Raw genomic sequence first — 13935 nt, 5'->3', positions numbered from 1 at the left:
ACTATTCAAATTCTATTAAAATATCATTTTGTAGCACAGCATCACCCAATCCCACTTTAATAGACTTAATCACACCATCTTTTTCTGCCAACACGTTATTCTCCATCTTCATGGCTTCCATTACCATCAACACATCACCTTTCTTAACAGAGTCTCCCACAGCCACTCCAATTTTAAATACATTACCCGGAAGTGGCGCCTTTACAGATCCAGCCCCAGTAGATTTTTGAGGCACAGCACCCTCACCAGGTTTTCGCTCAACAGGTTTACGAACCAACTTAGGCGTTTTACTTTTTTTCACTTCTTGATGAACTTCTACTTCGTATGTAGTCCCGTTCACACTAATGGTAGCCACAGAATCCTCAAAATCCTTGATATCTACATTATATCGGTTACCAGCTATTGTAAATTCAAATTTTCTCATTGCTTATTATCTCTTGTTTTTATCGTAAGCTACATTATTCATACCATACAATTTTGAGTTCCACGGCGAATAACGTCGTCGCACTTGTTTGATCGTTATAACGTTACTCTCTTCATCATGCATCTCGTTAAAGAACAAACACAAAGCAGTGGCAATAGCCGCATTTGTTTCACCTGTTATATCAAGGTGCTCTTCTGTATCCACAGCATTTCTTCCTTGATAACGCAAGTTTCTTTTTACGCCCCATTTAATAATTTTGGGAACCAATAAAAAGATGCCTACTAGGAACAATAAAGCCGCAAATACAATCAACCACCCCAAAAGCGTTATAGTCCAGGTATCGCTGGTTACTGCTAAAAAATTCATCTCAATATGTTTTTATTATTGTAAAACCGTCTAAGCATTAACGAAACCGGACACTAAAATGTTTCCGGTTTCGTTAGCAAATATATCTATTACAATGGAATATTACCATGCTTCTTAGGAGGCAAACTTAATTTTTTCGTTTGCAAACTTTGGAATCCCCTAATAATACGGAAACGAGAGTTTCTCGGTTCAATCACATCATCAATATAACCATAAGCTGCTGCCTGATAAGGGTTAGCAAACTTCTCTGTATATTCAGCTTCCTTATCCGCGGCATATTTAGCTTTTTCAGCAGAATCTTCTATTTTAGACATTGCACGTCCTTCAAGCACCTCGATAGCTCCTTTAGCACCCATCACCGCAATTTCAGCAGTAGGCCATGCGTAGTTCAAGTCGCCACGCAATTGTTTACAACTCATTACATCATGTGCACCACCATACGATTTACGAAGGGTAACTGTTATTTTTGGAACTGTAGCCTCACCATAAGCAAACATTAACTTGGCTCCATGCGTAATAATACCAGCATACTCTTGTCCACTTCCGGGCAAGAATCCAGGAACATCAACCAAGGTTAGAATAGGAATATTAAAGGCATCACAAAAACGCACGAAACGGGCTGCCTTGCGCGACGCATCACAATCAAGAACACCAGCAAGAAAACTTGGTTGATTAGCCACAACACCCACAGACATACCGCCCATACGACAGAATCCCACGATAATATTTTTAGCATAGTTGCGGTGCACTTCTAAAAACTCTGCATCATCAGCCATGGCATAAATCACCTCCTTCATATCGTAAGGCTGATTAGGATTATCTGGAATAATCTCATTTAGGGTATCCACCATACGATCAATAGGATCGTTCGTTTCAACCATAGGTGGTTCTTCCAGGTTATTTTGAGGCATGTAAGAAAGTAACTTTCTTATTAATAAGATACCTTCTTCCTCATTTTCTAACTGAAAATGAGACACACCTGATTTAGAAGCATGAACAGCTGCTCCCCCTAAATCCTCGGTCGTAATATCCTCTCCAGTAACAGTTTTAACAACCTTAGGTCCTGTCACAAACATGTAACTAGAATCCTCTGTCATCATAATAAAGTCCGTTAAAGCAGGAGAATACACCGCACCACCGGCGCATGGTCCAAAGATAGCAGAGATCTGGGGAATAACACCGGAAGCTTCAATGTTACGTTGGAATATTTCGGCATACCCGGCCAATGAGGTAACCCCCTCCTGAATACGAGCACCACCGCTATCGTTGATACCGATAAGAGGCGCCCCCACTTTCATGGCCATATCCATTACCTTACATATTTTTTGTGCAAAAGTCTCAGAAAGAGAACCTCCTAATACCGTAAAGTCCTGAGCAAACAAATAAACTACACGACCATCTATGGTACCATGACCTGTAACCACACCGTCACCTAGTATTTTATTTTTCTCCATTCCAAAATTGACACAACGATGCGTAACGAACATATCGAATTCTTCGAAACTACCATCATCCACAAGCGCTTCAATACGCTCGCGAGCAGTCATTTTTCCTTTTGCATGCTGGCTGTCAATTCTTTTTTGACCACCACCTAATTTAGCCTCTGTCCTGAGGTCTATTAACTTTTTTACTTTATCTTGACTTGACATGAAATATTATTTACTAATTCATATACCATTAGGCATCTTTTGCCTTGTGTACAGATTCATCATAAATTACAATAGCGCTCAAAACAGCTGTCTTCTCAGCTTAACTTCTCTACGCTATGTTACTTTATTTAGAAGGATCTTCGCACAACTCTGTTAATACACCAAAAGTTGATTTGGGATGCAAAAAACCAATATTTAATCCCTCAGCACCCTGGCGCGGCGTCTTATCAATCACTCTAACTCCAGCTTCCTGAATAGAAACTAATTTTTCTGCAAGGTTTTCAACCGCAAAAGCAACGTGATGAACACCTTCTCCTTTTTTCTCAATGAACTTACCCACCGGTCCTTCAGGATCTGTAGATTCCAACAACTCAATTTTTGTTTGTCCAACCTTAAAAAAAGCAGTCTTCACTTTCTGTTCTGCAACTTCCTCAACAGCGTAACATTCTAATCCGAATGCTTTCTCATAAAAAGGAATAGCCTCATCTAAACTCTTAACCGCAATTCCAATGTGCTCAATGTGCGATGGTTTCATATCTATAAAAATTTAAAATTTATTGTGTACTACAATTTTGAGCCACAAAAATAAAACTAATAAACGACCTATCGCATGATAAACACCTAAAAAAAATTGTTTTACAACATAAATTACGCCCGTGACAAGTTAATTATCAACATTTTAACCCCTCATTACATCGTAAACTAATTGTATCCCAAATAATTAGAGAATTTTTTCTTTATTTATACAAAAAGAGTTATTCTCCAACATATATAACAAAAGCTCCAACCCTTCATTGTGGCAAAAAAAATGAATCAACAAAAAAACTTCATAAAAAAATGCCCTAAGATTAACTATCTTTGCTATGAACTTTAAACAAATAAAGCATTATGCAAAAAATCACTTTTATTTTAATACTCGCACTCACTCTTACGAGCGCGTGCAAAACAGAGCCTTCCATGGATACAAACCCATTATTAGAAGCCTACAACACACCCTTTGAGATTGCGCCCTTTGAACAAATAAAACCGGCACATTTTATGCCCGCCTTTGAAGCCGGCATCAAACAACAACAACAGAACATCAAGGCCATCGCAGAAAATCCGGAAACACCCACTTTTGCGAATACCATTGAGGCCTTAGAATACAGCAATCCATTATTGACAAAAGTTAGCAGTGTTTTTTACAACCTTACAGGAGCGAACACCAATGACTCCTTAAAAGCAATTGCCCAACAAGTAGCACCTTTATTATCCAAATTAAACGACGATATTTATTTAAATGAATCACTATTTTCACGTATCAAAACTCTTTATAGCAACAAGGACCAACTAAACTTAACCTCAGAACAGGCAATGCTTTTAGAAAAGAAACATAAGGCATTCGTTCGAGGTGGGGCAAACCTTCCCGCTGAATCAAAAGATGAGTTCAGAAGAATCAACGAAGAACTTTCTATACTCACTTTACAGTTTGGTGATAATGTATTAAACGAGACCAACAACTACATAATGCTTGTCGATAACAAAGAAGAACTAGCAGGTTTAAGTAAAGGTCAGATAGATGCTGCGGCCAAAACAGCACAGGAAAATGGCCACGAAGGAAAATGGGCATTTACCACACAACGTCCAAGCATAACCCCGTTTCTACAGTATTCGACTAATAGGAAATTGAGAGAGAAATTATTTAAAGCATATATTAACAGGGGCGACAATAATAACCAATTCGACAACAAAGAAAACATCCAGAAAATAGTCTCGCTACGTGTTAAAAGAGCCCAATTACTGGGCTACAAGAACCATGCTGCCTATATCTTAGAACAAAACATGGCCAAAACACCGGAAACAGTCAACGAAAAACTAGCGGCCTTAATGAAAAAATCGCTTAAGGTAGCCAAACAAGAACTAGCTGACATGCAACGTTTAATAGATGCCGAGGGTGGAAATTTCAAACTACAACCTTGGGATTGGTGGTACTACGCTGAGAAGGTAAAAAAAGAAAAGTACGATTTAGACGAAAGCGAGATAAGACCATATTTTGAGCTAAATAATGTGGTAAAAGGAATATTTTATACGGCGAATAATCTCTACGGACTTAAATTCGAAAGAAGAACAGATCTTCCAACTCCCCATCCCGATGCCATCTCCTATGAAGTAAAAGAAGCCGACGGATCACACATCGGTATTTTATTCATGGACTTTCACCCACGCGCGAGCAAAAGAGGCGGTGCCTGGATGAGCTCTTACCGTAAACAAGAAATTAAAAACGGAGCCAGCATTACACCTATCATTACCATGGTTTGTAACTTCACTAAACCTACTAACGACACGCCTGCTCTCTTAAGCTTTGACGAAGTCACTACCCTATTTCACGAGTTTGGACACGCCCTCCACGGCTTACTTTCAAAATGTCACTACTACAGCCTGTCGGGCACATCGGTACCTAGAGACTTTGTAGAACTACCTTCGCAAGTAATGGAACATTGGGCAGCACAACCTGAGCTATTAAAAGTATACGGAAAGCATTACCAAACCGGCGAAGTTATCTCCGACGAACTCATTGCTAAAATTCAGAAAAGCGCCAAATTCAATCAGGGCTTTATGACAACAGAGTATTTAGCTGCAGCTATTTTGGATATGGATTACCACACACTCACAGAACCCTTAGCCATAGATCCCAACACATTTGAAAAGGAATCGCTGGATAAGATGAATTTGATCCCTGAAATAGTAAGTCGTTACAGAAGCACATATTTCAACCATGTCTTCTCAGGCGGCTATTCCGCAGGTTACTATGCCTACATTTGGTCAGCCATTTTAGATTCTGATGCATTTCAGGCTTTTAGAGAAAATGGTATTTTTGACAAAGAAACAGCCACTAAATTCAGAAAAAACATACTGGAAAGAGGGGGTACAGAAGACCCTATGGTACTATACAAAAAATTTAGAGGCGCAGAACCCGATGAGAAAGCTTTGTTAAAGGACCGAGGCTTGATTTAATCACACATAAGGAGCTCCGAAAGCAACATGCCCCAGACAAACAATCAACCACCTGCCATCATGATTGAAATAAAATAAGAAAGCTGTTATTTAAATATAACAGCTTTTTTATACCCTAATTTTTGTCATCTTTTATTTTCTGTATAACATTTAATTTTCAGCCATCAAAAGAAACGCGCAAATAAAGCTTCAATAAAGCCTTTGTTTATAAACATTGAAAGGTTGAAGTTCCCGGCTTGTTTCATTTGGTGATCCACTACAACATTTATTTAAATATTAAACCTGAGATGACGCAAGCAACTTCAAATATTTTATTGGTACGTCCTGCTAATTTTGGCTTCAACCCTCAAACAGCTATTTCCAATGCATTCCAGAACACTGTTGACATGGACGCTGCTGAAATCAAAAAACAAGTACTAAAAGAATTCGACACATTTGCAAATCGCCTAAAGGACAAAGGAGTAAATGTTATGGTGATACAAGATACGGACACTCCCATTAAACCAGACGCTATTTTTCCCAATAACTGGGGGTCCTTTCACGCAGATGGCACCGTCATATTATACCCCATGGCCACACCCAATCGTCAAGTGGAAAAAAGACCTGATATTATTGAGTGTATCAAAAAACACTTTGATATCAAGGAGATAATAGACTTCTCAAGGTATGAAGAGGAAGGCTTCGCACTAGAAGGGACAGGTAGTATTATATTCGACCATCTTCACAAAATAGCTTACGCCGGTTTATCACCCCGAACAAACAAGGATCTTTTCATAAAACTATGTGATTCGATACATTACAAACCCATATCTTTCACTGCCACAGACAAAACAGGTCAGGAAATATATCATACCAACGTTATGATGTGCGTAAGCGAAAAGTTCTCCGTAATCTGCCTAGAAAGCATTCACAACCAAGAAGAGAGAAACACCGTCATCCACTCTTTGGAGCACACAGGTCACCAGATCATAGACATTTCGCTTGAACAGGTCAATCATTTTGCCGGCAATATGCTATCCTTAGTAACACGAAAAGGAGAAGAAATATTGGTAATGTCGCAAAGTGCTTATCAAGTGTTAACAAAAAAGCAAAGATCAGCACTAGAAAACTACTGTGAGCCATTTCCCATGCATATACAAACCATTGAGAAAATTGGAGGCGGGAGTGCCAGATGTATGATATCCGAAATATTTCTCCCCCAAAAACACCATTGCCATGTTTAAACCCGCAAAGTGTATTAGAAACCAAATTACAAAGTTCTAATACATCCATCAGGTTTCGGAAAAAAGTATATTTTTTGACAAACCAAGATGAAATGATTACCAAATGAAGGGTAGGTTCATTAATTATCCGTATTTTTGAATATAAAAATTAATGGTAATCATTTTCGGTAGCCTGTTCCAATGAAACCTGAATGAAATATACTGCATATATAGTATTACTTTCTGTATTGATACAGGGGTGTAAAAACAAATCCAATAAATCCGAATATCCCACTGCGGGTGTAATTAGCTACACCATTATTTATCCCGAAGAAATTACTAAGTCGCCAACGGGGAGTTTAATGCCTCGTATATTAAAGCTAAGCTTTAAAGATAACCAGACACGCTTTAGTTTTAAAGGTAGTTTTAACATCTTTTCTTTAGATTTTTATTCCCTATCAACCAAAGACTCATGTGCTACCGTCTTTCGATTTATGGATAACAACCTTTTACACACAGGCTCAACAGACTCCAATTTCTTTTTCTTTGGCAACAACACCAACCCCAACCATCACATATATAAACGATGAAAGCAAAGAAGTGGCAGGCATCCAATGCAAAAAAGCGATGGTGCAATTTGATTCAGGTGATCCATTTGAAGTATTCTACACCAACGACATACACATTGATCAACCCAACAGGCATACCCCTTTTAGAAAAGTCCCTGGCGTATTAATGGAATTTCATATTGACTTTAATGGTATACGCTTTTTATTTAAAGCCTCCGACATCAGCTATGATAGCCCCAAGAAATCGACCTTCAACATCCCGGAGGACGCTACACCTACTCCTGAAAAAGAAATAGAAGCACTCATATTGACCATGATTGAAAGCTTTCAATAAAATTAACAAGACCAAACCTCTGTGTAAATAGCTATAAAATACCAAAAACAGATACTGTTGCGTATGTAAATAATTGAGGAAAGCCTTCAATTGTGAAAGAACTATTTCAACTTACCTCAAGGAGACGACTATTAACAAACACCTTAGCCACATTTACCTTGTCTATTATCTAAAATATAACAATCTATTGTAATTTAGAATCTACATTTATTATTTTTGCCTACGCATCAACACATCTAATTAACAAAATATTGAAATGGGAGTAAAAAGTAAACGACCTAAATCAAAAAATAAAAATAATATCATAGCCGATTTCAAAAATAAGATCAGTGACTTCAGAGTACGTTTTTTTATTGGCTTGTTTTTAATCGTCTATTCATTATTTTTACTGATCGCCTTTATTTCATTTGTCTTTACAGGTGGAGCAGATCACAGCAAATTCAACATCAACTTTTTTGAATTTATATTCAATTCTGATATCAACGTAGAGAATCGAACAGGTAAACTAGGGGCATATTTTGCCGATCTATTTATCAATTCCGGCATCGGCATTTCTGCTGTGGTAATCATTGCAGCGCTCATCGTACTGGCATTTAAACTACTAAATATTAACATTGCTTCCCTAAAAAAAACCATATTACACTGTTTTTACACTGGAGTCTGGTTTTCGATCCTATTAGGATACCTAAGTATGAATGCTGTAAATGACCATTATATATTATTAGGAGGAGAAATGGGCTACTTCATGAGCAAGTGGTTCATATCAGCCATCGGTCACATCGGAATTATTCTATTCCTATTTTTCACACTTATCATTTATTTGACCTTCACATTTGACAATTTTCTTCCTTTTATAAAACAAGCATTTGCTTCTGGAGGTGCAAAAGTAACTATACCAGTAAAAAGCGAAGACACACAAAGCGAAGACACCTCACTACTAAATGTTCCTGAAACAGACAATGAGGATAGCCACATCCCTCACGAAAAACCAAATCCAACACCAGAGGTAGAGAAGGCAGAGCCCGAACAAGAATTCATAGTCAAAAAGAAAACTCCCGATCCTGTCATCCACGAAAACGTGCAGAACGAGGCCATCGAGTTGGACATTTCTGACAACGAAGGCTCAGCGCATTTGCATGAAGACGATAAATTCACCATCGAAAAAATAGAGGAAGAAGAAGACTTTGAAGTTAAATCACACATGCCTCAGGGTGATTACGACCCAACCTTAGACCTTTCTTCTTACCAACTTCCAACCATAGATCTATTAGAAGATCATCATGCAGGTAACGAACCCGTTACAGATCAGGAGCTCAATTCCAATAAAGATAAAATTGTAAATACACTGATTGACTACAAAATTGAGATCAAAAGTATTAAAGCAACTGTTGGTCCCACTGTTACATTATACGAAATTGTTCCAGCCCCAGGTGTTCGGATATCTAAAATCAAAAACTTAGAAGACGACATTGCCCTATCGCTAGCAGCGCTAGGCATACGTATTATTGCACCAATACCAGGAAAAGGAACCATTGGTATCGAAGTTCCCAACAGCGAGCCCGAAGTAGTTTCCATGAAAACTATCATTGCAGCCAAGAAGTTTCAAACCACAAAATACGAGCTTCCCATCGCATTGGGAAAAACCATATCCAATGAGACCTTTGTTATCGATTTAACAAAGGCACCTCATATGCTGGTAGCAGGTGCCACTGGGCAAGGAAAATCAGTGGGATTAAATGCCATCATCACCTCTCTTCTGTATAAAAAACATCCATCTCAGTTAAAGTTCGTTTTAGTAGACCCGAAAAAAGTAGAACTTAACATCTACAGCAAGATTGAACGTCATTTCTTGGCTAAGTTACCAGATGATGATGACGAAGCTATCATCACCGACGTGCAAAAGGTTGTGGCCACATTAAATTCGCTTACCATTGAAATGGATACGAGATATGATCTACTAAAGAAAGCACACGCTCGTAACATTAAAGAATATAACCATAAGTTTGTAAAGCGCACCTTGAATCCAGAAAATGGGCACCGCTTTTTGCCTTATATTGTAGTCATCATTGACGAATTTGCCGACCTCATAATGACAGCAGGCAAGGAGGTAGAAATGCCCATCGCACGAATAGCTCAACTTGCCCGTGCGGTAGGAATACATATGATTGTAGCCACCCAACGTCCATCAACCAATATCATTACGGGCGTTATCAAAGCCAACTTCCCTACCAGAGTAGCTTTTAAAGTCGCCTCTATGATAGACTCCAGGACCATCCTTGATTCTCCTGGAGCCAACCAGCTTATAGGTAGAGGTGATATGCTAATCTCACAAGGAGGTGATCTAGTGCGCGTACAATGTGCTTTCGTTGATACGCCCGAGGTAGAAAAAATAAATGATTTTATTGGCTCACAAAAAGGATACGCCAGCGCATTGCTTTTGCCCGAATATATTGGCGAGAGTTCTTCAAATGAACCAGGTGAAGTAGACCTGGGCAACAAAGATGCCTTTTTTGAAGAAGCTGCACGGGTGGTAGTTGCGAACCAGTCGGGTTCCACATCATTGATTCAACGAAGATTCTCCATCGGCTATAACAGAGCCGGAAGAATCATAGACCAACTGGAAGCTGCCGGAATAGTTGGACCCTTTGAAGGCAGTAAGGCACGTCAGGTTCTTATACCTGATGAACTATCGTTGGAACACCTTTTAAAAAGCTTATAAAATTTTTGGTACTGTTTTTGAAAACCTTACTCCTCAATATATCGTACATAAGTTCAAATAATTTATACAAAATGAAAAAAATACTTTTACTAGTGGCTTTAATTCCCGGATTCGTGTTTGCTCAAAACCCGGAACAAGCAAAGAAGATCTTGGATCAAGTGACAGCAAAAACAAAAACATACAAAACGATTAAAGCCAGCTTTTCATTCAAACTGGAAAATCTTCAAGAAAATATTCAGGAAGAATACGCAGGCACCATCTCCATCAAAGGCGATAAATACAAAGCCAACTTAATGGATGTAGATACCTATTTTGATGGAAAAACACTTTGGACACACATGATTGACGCCGAAGAGGTAAACATTGATGAGCCAGACCCAGATGATGAAGAAACCCTAAATCCGGCTTCTATTTTTACCATTTACCAAACTGGTTTTAAATATGCTTATTTAGGAGAAAAGGAAATTAATGGCACGGCCATATACTCCATAGACCTTTATCCACTCAACCGCGATAAACCATATTCTCGCATTCGCTTGGATATTAAAAAAGAGGCTCTACAAATCAACAAAATCCAACAGATTGGAAAGGATGGAAACAATTACACTATTTCCATCGATCAACTAGAAAGTAATACTCCCATGGATGATAGTATGTTTGTGTATGACGAGAATGCTAACCCCAATGTGGATATTATAGATATGAGATAACTTCATTGTATTAAATAAAGTGAATCTGGAGTTTTTGTATAGGTGGCATAAAAAATACCGATTACTATATCCGAGAACAAAAATCTACCCACATACCAAAGGAAACTTACATTCGTCCAGAAATAGATTTTCGAATACAACTTTTGGGCAGATTGCTTTGTTTGTATTGGATATGGATTAGGACAAGATAATTCTAGCTTAGATTTACATAAGCCTTTCATTGGTAATATTGACGAATTTCCATTAGTCCTAACCATGGGAATACGGAATGGATGAAATTTCTAAAAATAAGACTACCTTTAGAAATAGACCAATTAATAATTATATTTTTACAGGCGCATTGAATTTTTCATTGCGCCTTTCTATTTTTTTTTAATATCGTCACATATGGAATTCAATATTCAAGCATTAAAATCAGAACTCTCAGAAAAAATAACACATAAAATCAATACCAAAACCAAACCGCTAGGTTCACTGGGAAAACTGGAAAGTATTGCATTAAAAATAAGTGAAATTCAAAATACCTTAACTCCCAAACTAATAAATCCTACCATTATCGTTTGTGCAGGAGATCACGGCGTAACAGAAGAAGGCATTAGCCCCTTTCCTCAAGAAGTAACCTTTCAGATGGTGATGAACTACCTCAGTGGAGGAGCTGCCATCAACGTTTTTACAAAGCAGAATAATATAGATTTATTATTGGTAGATACTGGTGTAAATTTTGATTTTGAAAGCCACCCTCACCTAATAGATAAAAAAATTGCTTACGGAACTAAAAACTTCACCAAAGGACCGGCAATGACACAAAAACAATGCGACAAAGCATTGAACAACGGCGCTGGCCTCGTAGATGAGCTCCAAAAGAAAGGTACCAATATTATTGGGTTTGGAGAGATGGGTATCGGCAATACCACTGCCGCAGCTGCACTATTATGTGCATACACTGGATGTACACCGAATAAAGCAGCAGGTGCAGGAACTGGTCTGGATGAAAAAGGTATTGCCCACAAAGCCTCCGTTATTGAAATAGCACTCCAACTCCACAAAGAGTTAAAAGACCCAATGCATATACTAGCTGCACTGGGAGGCTTTGAAATGGCAACCATAACAGGGGCTATGCTTCAGGCAGCCAAATATAAAATGACAATCATGATAGATGGTTTCATTGTTACATCTGCTCTGCTGGCCGCTTATAAAATTAACAATAATATACTTGACTATTGCATATTCTCACATAAATCACACGAAAACGGACACGACCTAATGTTAAATTACCTACAAGCAGAACCTATCTTAGATTTAGATATGCGCCTTGGTGAAGGAACTGGTAGTGCTGTGGCATATCCCATCATCGAAAGTGCCATCCAGTTCCTAAATAGGATGAGCAGTTTTGAAGATGCAGGAGTTAGTAACCGATAATCAATAGAATACAACAAAAGAGAACGATCATCTTAAATAGTATATCTTGGAACACAAACCATGAAGCAAATAAAACTTTTTTTTACAGCCCTCATGTTCATAACCCGCATACCCGTTCCTAAATGGGTTGGTTACTCAGAGGATCGATTAAATAAATGCAACCGATATTTTCCATTGGTAGGAATAATCATAGGCGCCATGGGAGGATTGGTATTCTGGCTCGCCAATCTAATTTTTACGCCTCCTATTGCCATCATATTATCAATGATAGCAACCATTCTATTAACTGGCGCCTTTCACGAAGACGGATTTGCCGATGTATGTGATGGCTTTGGCGGCGGTTGGAACAAAGAAAAAATTCTGGAGATCATGAAAGATTCCAGAGTAGGTGCCTATGGTATGATTGGCATGATTTTGCTTTTAATGCTAAAATTCCTTGCTCTCAACGCATTACCAAATTCTTTGGTGATACCCTCGCTCATTGTTGCACACAGCATTAGTCGTACCTTTGCTGTTTCTACAATGTACAGTCTATCCTATGTGCGCGAAGATGAATTAAGTAAATCGAAACCTGTGACAAAAAATTTACATATCACAGATTTGTGGATAGCCATAATAATGGGTCTCATATCGCTTTTAATTTTTAGAAATTGGGAAGTCTACCTTACCTTAATACCTCTTTTGATCGCAAAATACTGGCTCGAAAGATACTTTAATAAATGGATAGGTGGTTATGTTGGCGATTGCTTAGGTACGATGCAACAGGTTACCGAAGTGATTTTTTATTTAAGTTTACTTGCCTTAGGAACTTTACTACAGTTCTTTTGATCAGGATACAGTTCCACAAGTCCTTACTCATAAAAGGAGCACCCCAAACAAAAAAAATGGGTTATGCCACAATTTTTCCAACACGACAAGCTAATACACATGAGAAATTCAATGTGTCCTTAAAAAAACAAATCGTATGAAAGAGTTATATATAATCAGACATACCACCCCAAACATTGAACCTGGTATATGTTATGGAGATTCTGATCTGGACGTGGCGGACAGCTTTAAAGAGGAGGCTGAAAAAATCAAAAACTTGCTCATCAACCTCACCCCTGCATATATCTTCTCCAGTCCATTGATCAGATGTCGGAAATTAGGCGAAGCCTTATTTCCAGGTTCAGTGATTCATTACGATAACAGACTAAAGGAATTAAATTTTGGAGATTGGGAGATGAAACCTTGGAAAGACATAGATAAGGAAGTGCTAAAAATATGGAGTGATGATTTTGTTCATAAGTCCACTCCAAACGGCGAAAACTTTAACCAACTCTTCTCCAGAGCCAGCCATTTTATCGACAACGACATTCTTCCTTTGAAAGAGCATTCGAAGATAGCGATGGTTACCCATTCAGGTATTATGCGATGCCTTATATCTCGGTATTTGCATATTCCTATGGATAAGATATTTAGCCTAAAACTAAATTATGGAGCAGTGATTAAAATTACCCTTCATGAAAGCTTTGAGGAGGTCGATTTCATAAAATAAAACATCATCAGG

Annotated in this window: 13 protein-coding genes; 9 read left to right on the top strand and 4 right to left on the bottom strand. The window is 38.3% G+C overall.

The window, feature by feature from the left end; genetic code table 11:
* Window position 1 precedes the first annotated feature (1 nt).
* The 4 genes from CYTFE_RS0120695 to mce form a co-directional block, all read right to left on the bottom strand.
* Window positions 2-424, bottom strand: a complete 423-nt coding sequence (locus tag CYTFE_RS0120695) for a biotin/lipoyl-containing protein (RefSeq protein ID WP_027473384.1) — start codon at window positions 422-424, stop codon at window positions 2-4.
* Between the two features lie 6 nt (window positions 425-430).
* Window positions 431-790, bottom strand: a complete 360-nt coding sequence (locus CYTFE_RS0120690) for an OadG family protein (RefSeq protein WP_027473383.1) — start codon at window positions 788-790, stop codon at window positions 431-433.
* A gap of 89 nt (window positions 791-879) precedes the next feature.
* Window positions 880-2439 (bottom strand): acyl-CoA carboxylase subunit beta, encoded by a 1560-nt coding sequence (locus CYTFE_RS0120685; RefSeq protein ID WP_027473382.1) that lies wholly within the window; start codon window positions 2437-2439, stop codon window positions 880-882.
* A gap of 124 nt (window positions 2440-2563) precedes the next feature.
* Window positions 2564-2974 carry a methylmalonyl-CoA epimerase gene (gene mce / locus CYTFE_RS0120680; RefSeq protein ID WP_027473381.1) on the bottom strand — a complete coding sequence of 137 codons (411 nt, stop codon included), beginning with the start codon at window positions 2972-2974 and terminating at the stop codon, window positions 2564-2566.
* A gap of 422 nt (window positions 2975-3396) precedes the next feature.
* Here mce and CYTFE_RS0120675 point away from each other — a divergent pair, with 422 nt between their 5' ends.
* The 9 genes from CYTFE_RS0120675 to cobC all read left to right on the top strand — a co-directional run bounded on the left by CYTFE_RS0120675 (window position 3397) and on the right by cobC (window position 13923).
* On the top strand, window positions 3397-5433 hold the full coding sequence (locus tag CYTFE_RS0120675) for a M3 family metallopeptidase (protein WP_235208316.1): 2037 nt from the start codon (window positions 3397-3399) through the stop codon (window positions 5431-5433).
* Between the two features lie 287 nt (window positions 5434-5720).
* Complete coding sequence (gene ctlX / locus CYTFE_RS0120670) at window positions 5721-6656, top strand: citrulline utilization hydrolase CtlX (protein ID WP_027473379.1); 936 nt, start codon at window positions 5721-5723, stop codon at window positions 6654-6656.
* A 191-nt stretch (window positions 6657-6847) separates the two neighbouring features.
* Window positions 6848-7225 (top strand): hypothetical protein, encoded by a 378-nt coding sequence (locus CYTFE_RS27495; protein WP_044262962.1) that lies wholly within the window; start codon window positions 6848-6850, stop codon window positions 7223-7225.
* The gene (locus CYTFE_RS27490) at window positions 7182-7538 is read left to right on the top strand and encodes a hypothetical protein (protein WP_152541856.1); all 357 of its coding nucleotides are present in this window, start codon (window positions 7182-7184) and stop codon (window positions 7536-7538) included. The genes CYTFE_RS27495 and CYTFE_RS27490 overlap by 44 nt, the downstream gene beginning before the upstream one ends.
* Before the next feature lie 256 nt (window positions 7539-7794).
* Complete coding sequence (locus CYTFE_RS0120660; protein ID WP_027473377.1) at window positions 7795-10257, top strand: FtsK/SpoIIIE family DNA translocase; 2463 nt, start codon at window positions 7795-7797, stop codon at window positions 10255-10257.
* A 71-nt stretch (window positions 10258-10328) separates the two neighbouring features.
* Window positions 10329-10967 (top strand): LolA family protein, encoded by a 639-nt coding sequence (locus tag CYTFE_RS0120655; RefSeq protein ID WP_027473376.1) that lies wholly within the window; start codon window positions 10329-10331, stop codon window positions 10965-10967.
* Between the two features lie 387 nt (window positions 10968-11354).
* Window positions 11355-12386: a nicotinate-nucleotide--dimethylbenzimidazole phosphoribosyltransferase gene (cobT, locus tag CYTFE_RS0120650; RefSeq protein ID WP_027473375.1), complete on the top strand. Its 1032-nt coding sequence runs from the start codon at window positions 11355-11357 to the stop codon at window positions 12384-12386.
* Between the two features lie 60 nt (window positions 12387-12446).
* Window positions 12447-13214 (top strand): adenosylcobinamide-GDP ribazoletransferase, encoded by a 768-nt coding sequence (locus tag CYTFE_RS0120645; protein ID WP_027473374.1) that lies wholly within the window; start codon window positions 12447-12449, stop codon window positions 13212-13214.
* Window positions 13215-13350: 136 nt separating this feature from the next.
* On the top strand, window positions 13351-13923 hold the full coding sequence (gene cobC / locus CYTFE_RS0120640) for an alpha-ribazole phosphatase family protein (RefSeq protein ID WP_027473373.1): 573 nt from the start codon (window positions 13351-13353) through the stop codon (window positions 13921-13923).
* Window positions 13924-13935: the final 12 nt, after the last annotated feature.

This window comes from Saccharicrinis fermentans DSM 9555 = JCM 21142 (genome assembly GCF_000517085.1).
Classification (GTDB): Bacteria; Bacteroidota; Bacteroidia; order Bacteroidales; family Marinilabiliaceae; genus Saccharicrinis; species Saccharicrinis fermentans.
Note: the sequence above shows the minus strand (reverse complement) of the source record. Positions and strands in the feature narration are given on the sequence as shown.

What these genes read in the sequence shown, in the direction of transcription:
- CYTFE_RS0120695 (WP_027473384.1), bottom strand. Translation starts at nt 424, where the DNA reads ATGAGAAAATTTGAATTTACAATAGCTGGTAACCGATATAATGTAGAT.
- CYTFE_RS0120690 (WP_027473383.1), bottom strand. Translation starts at nt 790, where the DNA reads ATGAATTTTTTAGCAGTAACCAGCGATACCTGGACTATAACGCTTTTG.
- CYTFE_RS0120685 (WP_027473382.1), bottom strand. Translation starts at nt 2,439, where the DNA reads ATGTCAAGTCAAGATAAAGTAAAAAAGTTAATAGACCTCAGGACAGAG.
- mce (WP_027473381.1), bottom strand. Translation starts at nt 2,974, where the DNA reads ATGAAACCATCGCACATTGAGCACATTGGAATTGCGGTTAAGAGTTTA.
- CYTFE_RS0120675 (WP_235208316.1), top strand. Translation starts at nt 3,397, where the DNA reads ATGGATACAAACCCATTATTAGAAGCCTACAACACACCCTTTGAGATT.
- ctlX (WP_027473379.1), top strand. Translation starts at nt 5,721, where the DNA reads ATGACGCAAGCAACTTCAAATATTTTATTGGTACGTCCTGCTAATTTT.
- CYTFE_RS27495 (WP_044262962.1), top strand. Translation starts at nt 6,848, where the DNA reads ATGAAATATACTGCATATATAGTATTACTTTCTGTATTGATACAGGGG.
- CYTFE_RS0120660 (WP_027473377.1), top strand. Translation starts at nt 7,795, where the DNA reads ATGGGAGTAAAAAGTAAACGACCTAAATCAAAAAATAAAAATAATATC.
- CYTFE_RS0120655 (WP_027473376.1), top strand. Translation starts at nt 10,329, where the DNA reads ATGAAAAAAATACTTTTACTAGTGGCTTTAATTCCCGGATTCGTGTTT.
- cobT (WP_027473375.1), top strand. Translation starts at nt 11,355, where the DNA reads ATGGAATTCAATATTCAAGCATTAAAATCAGAACTCTCAGAAAAAATA.
- CYTFE_RS0120645 (WP_027473374.1), top strand. Translation starts at nt 12,447, where the DNA reads ATGAAGCAAATAAAACTTTTTTTTACAGCCCTCATGTTCATAACCCGC.
- cobC (WP_027473373.1), top strand. Translation starts at nt 13,351, where the DNA reads ATGAAAGAGTTATATATAATCAGACATACCACCCCAAACATTGAACCT.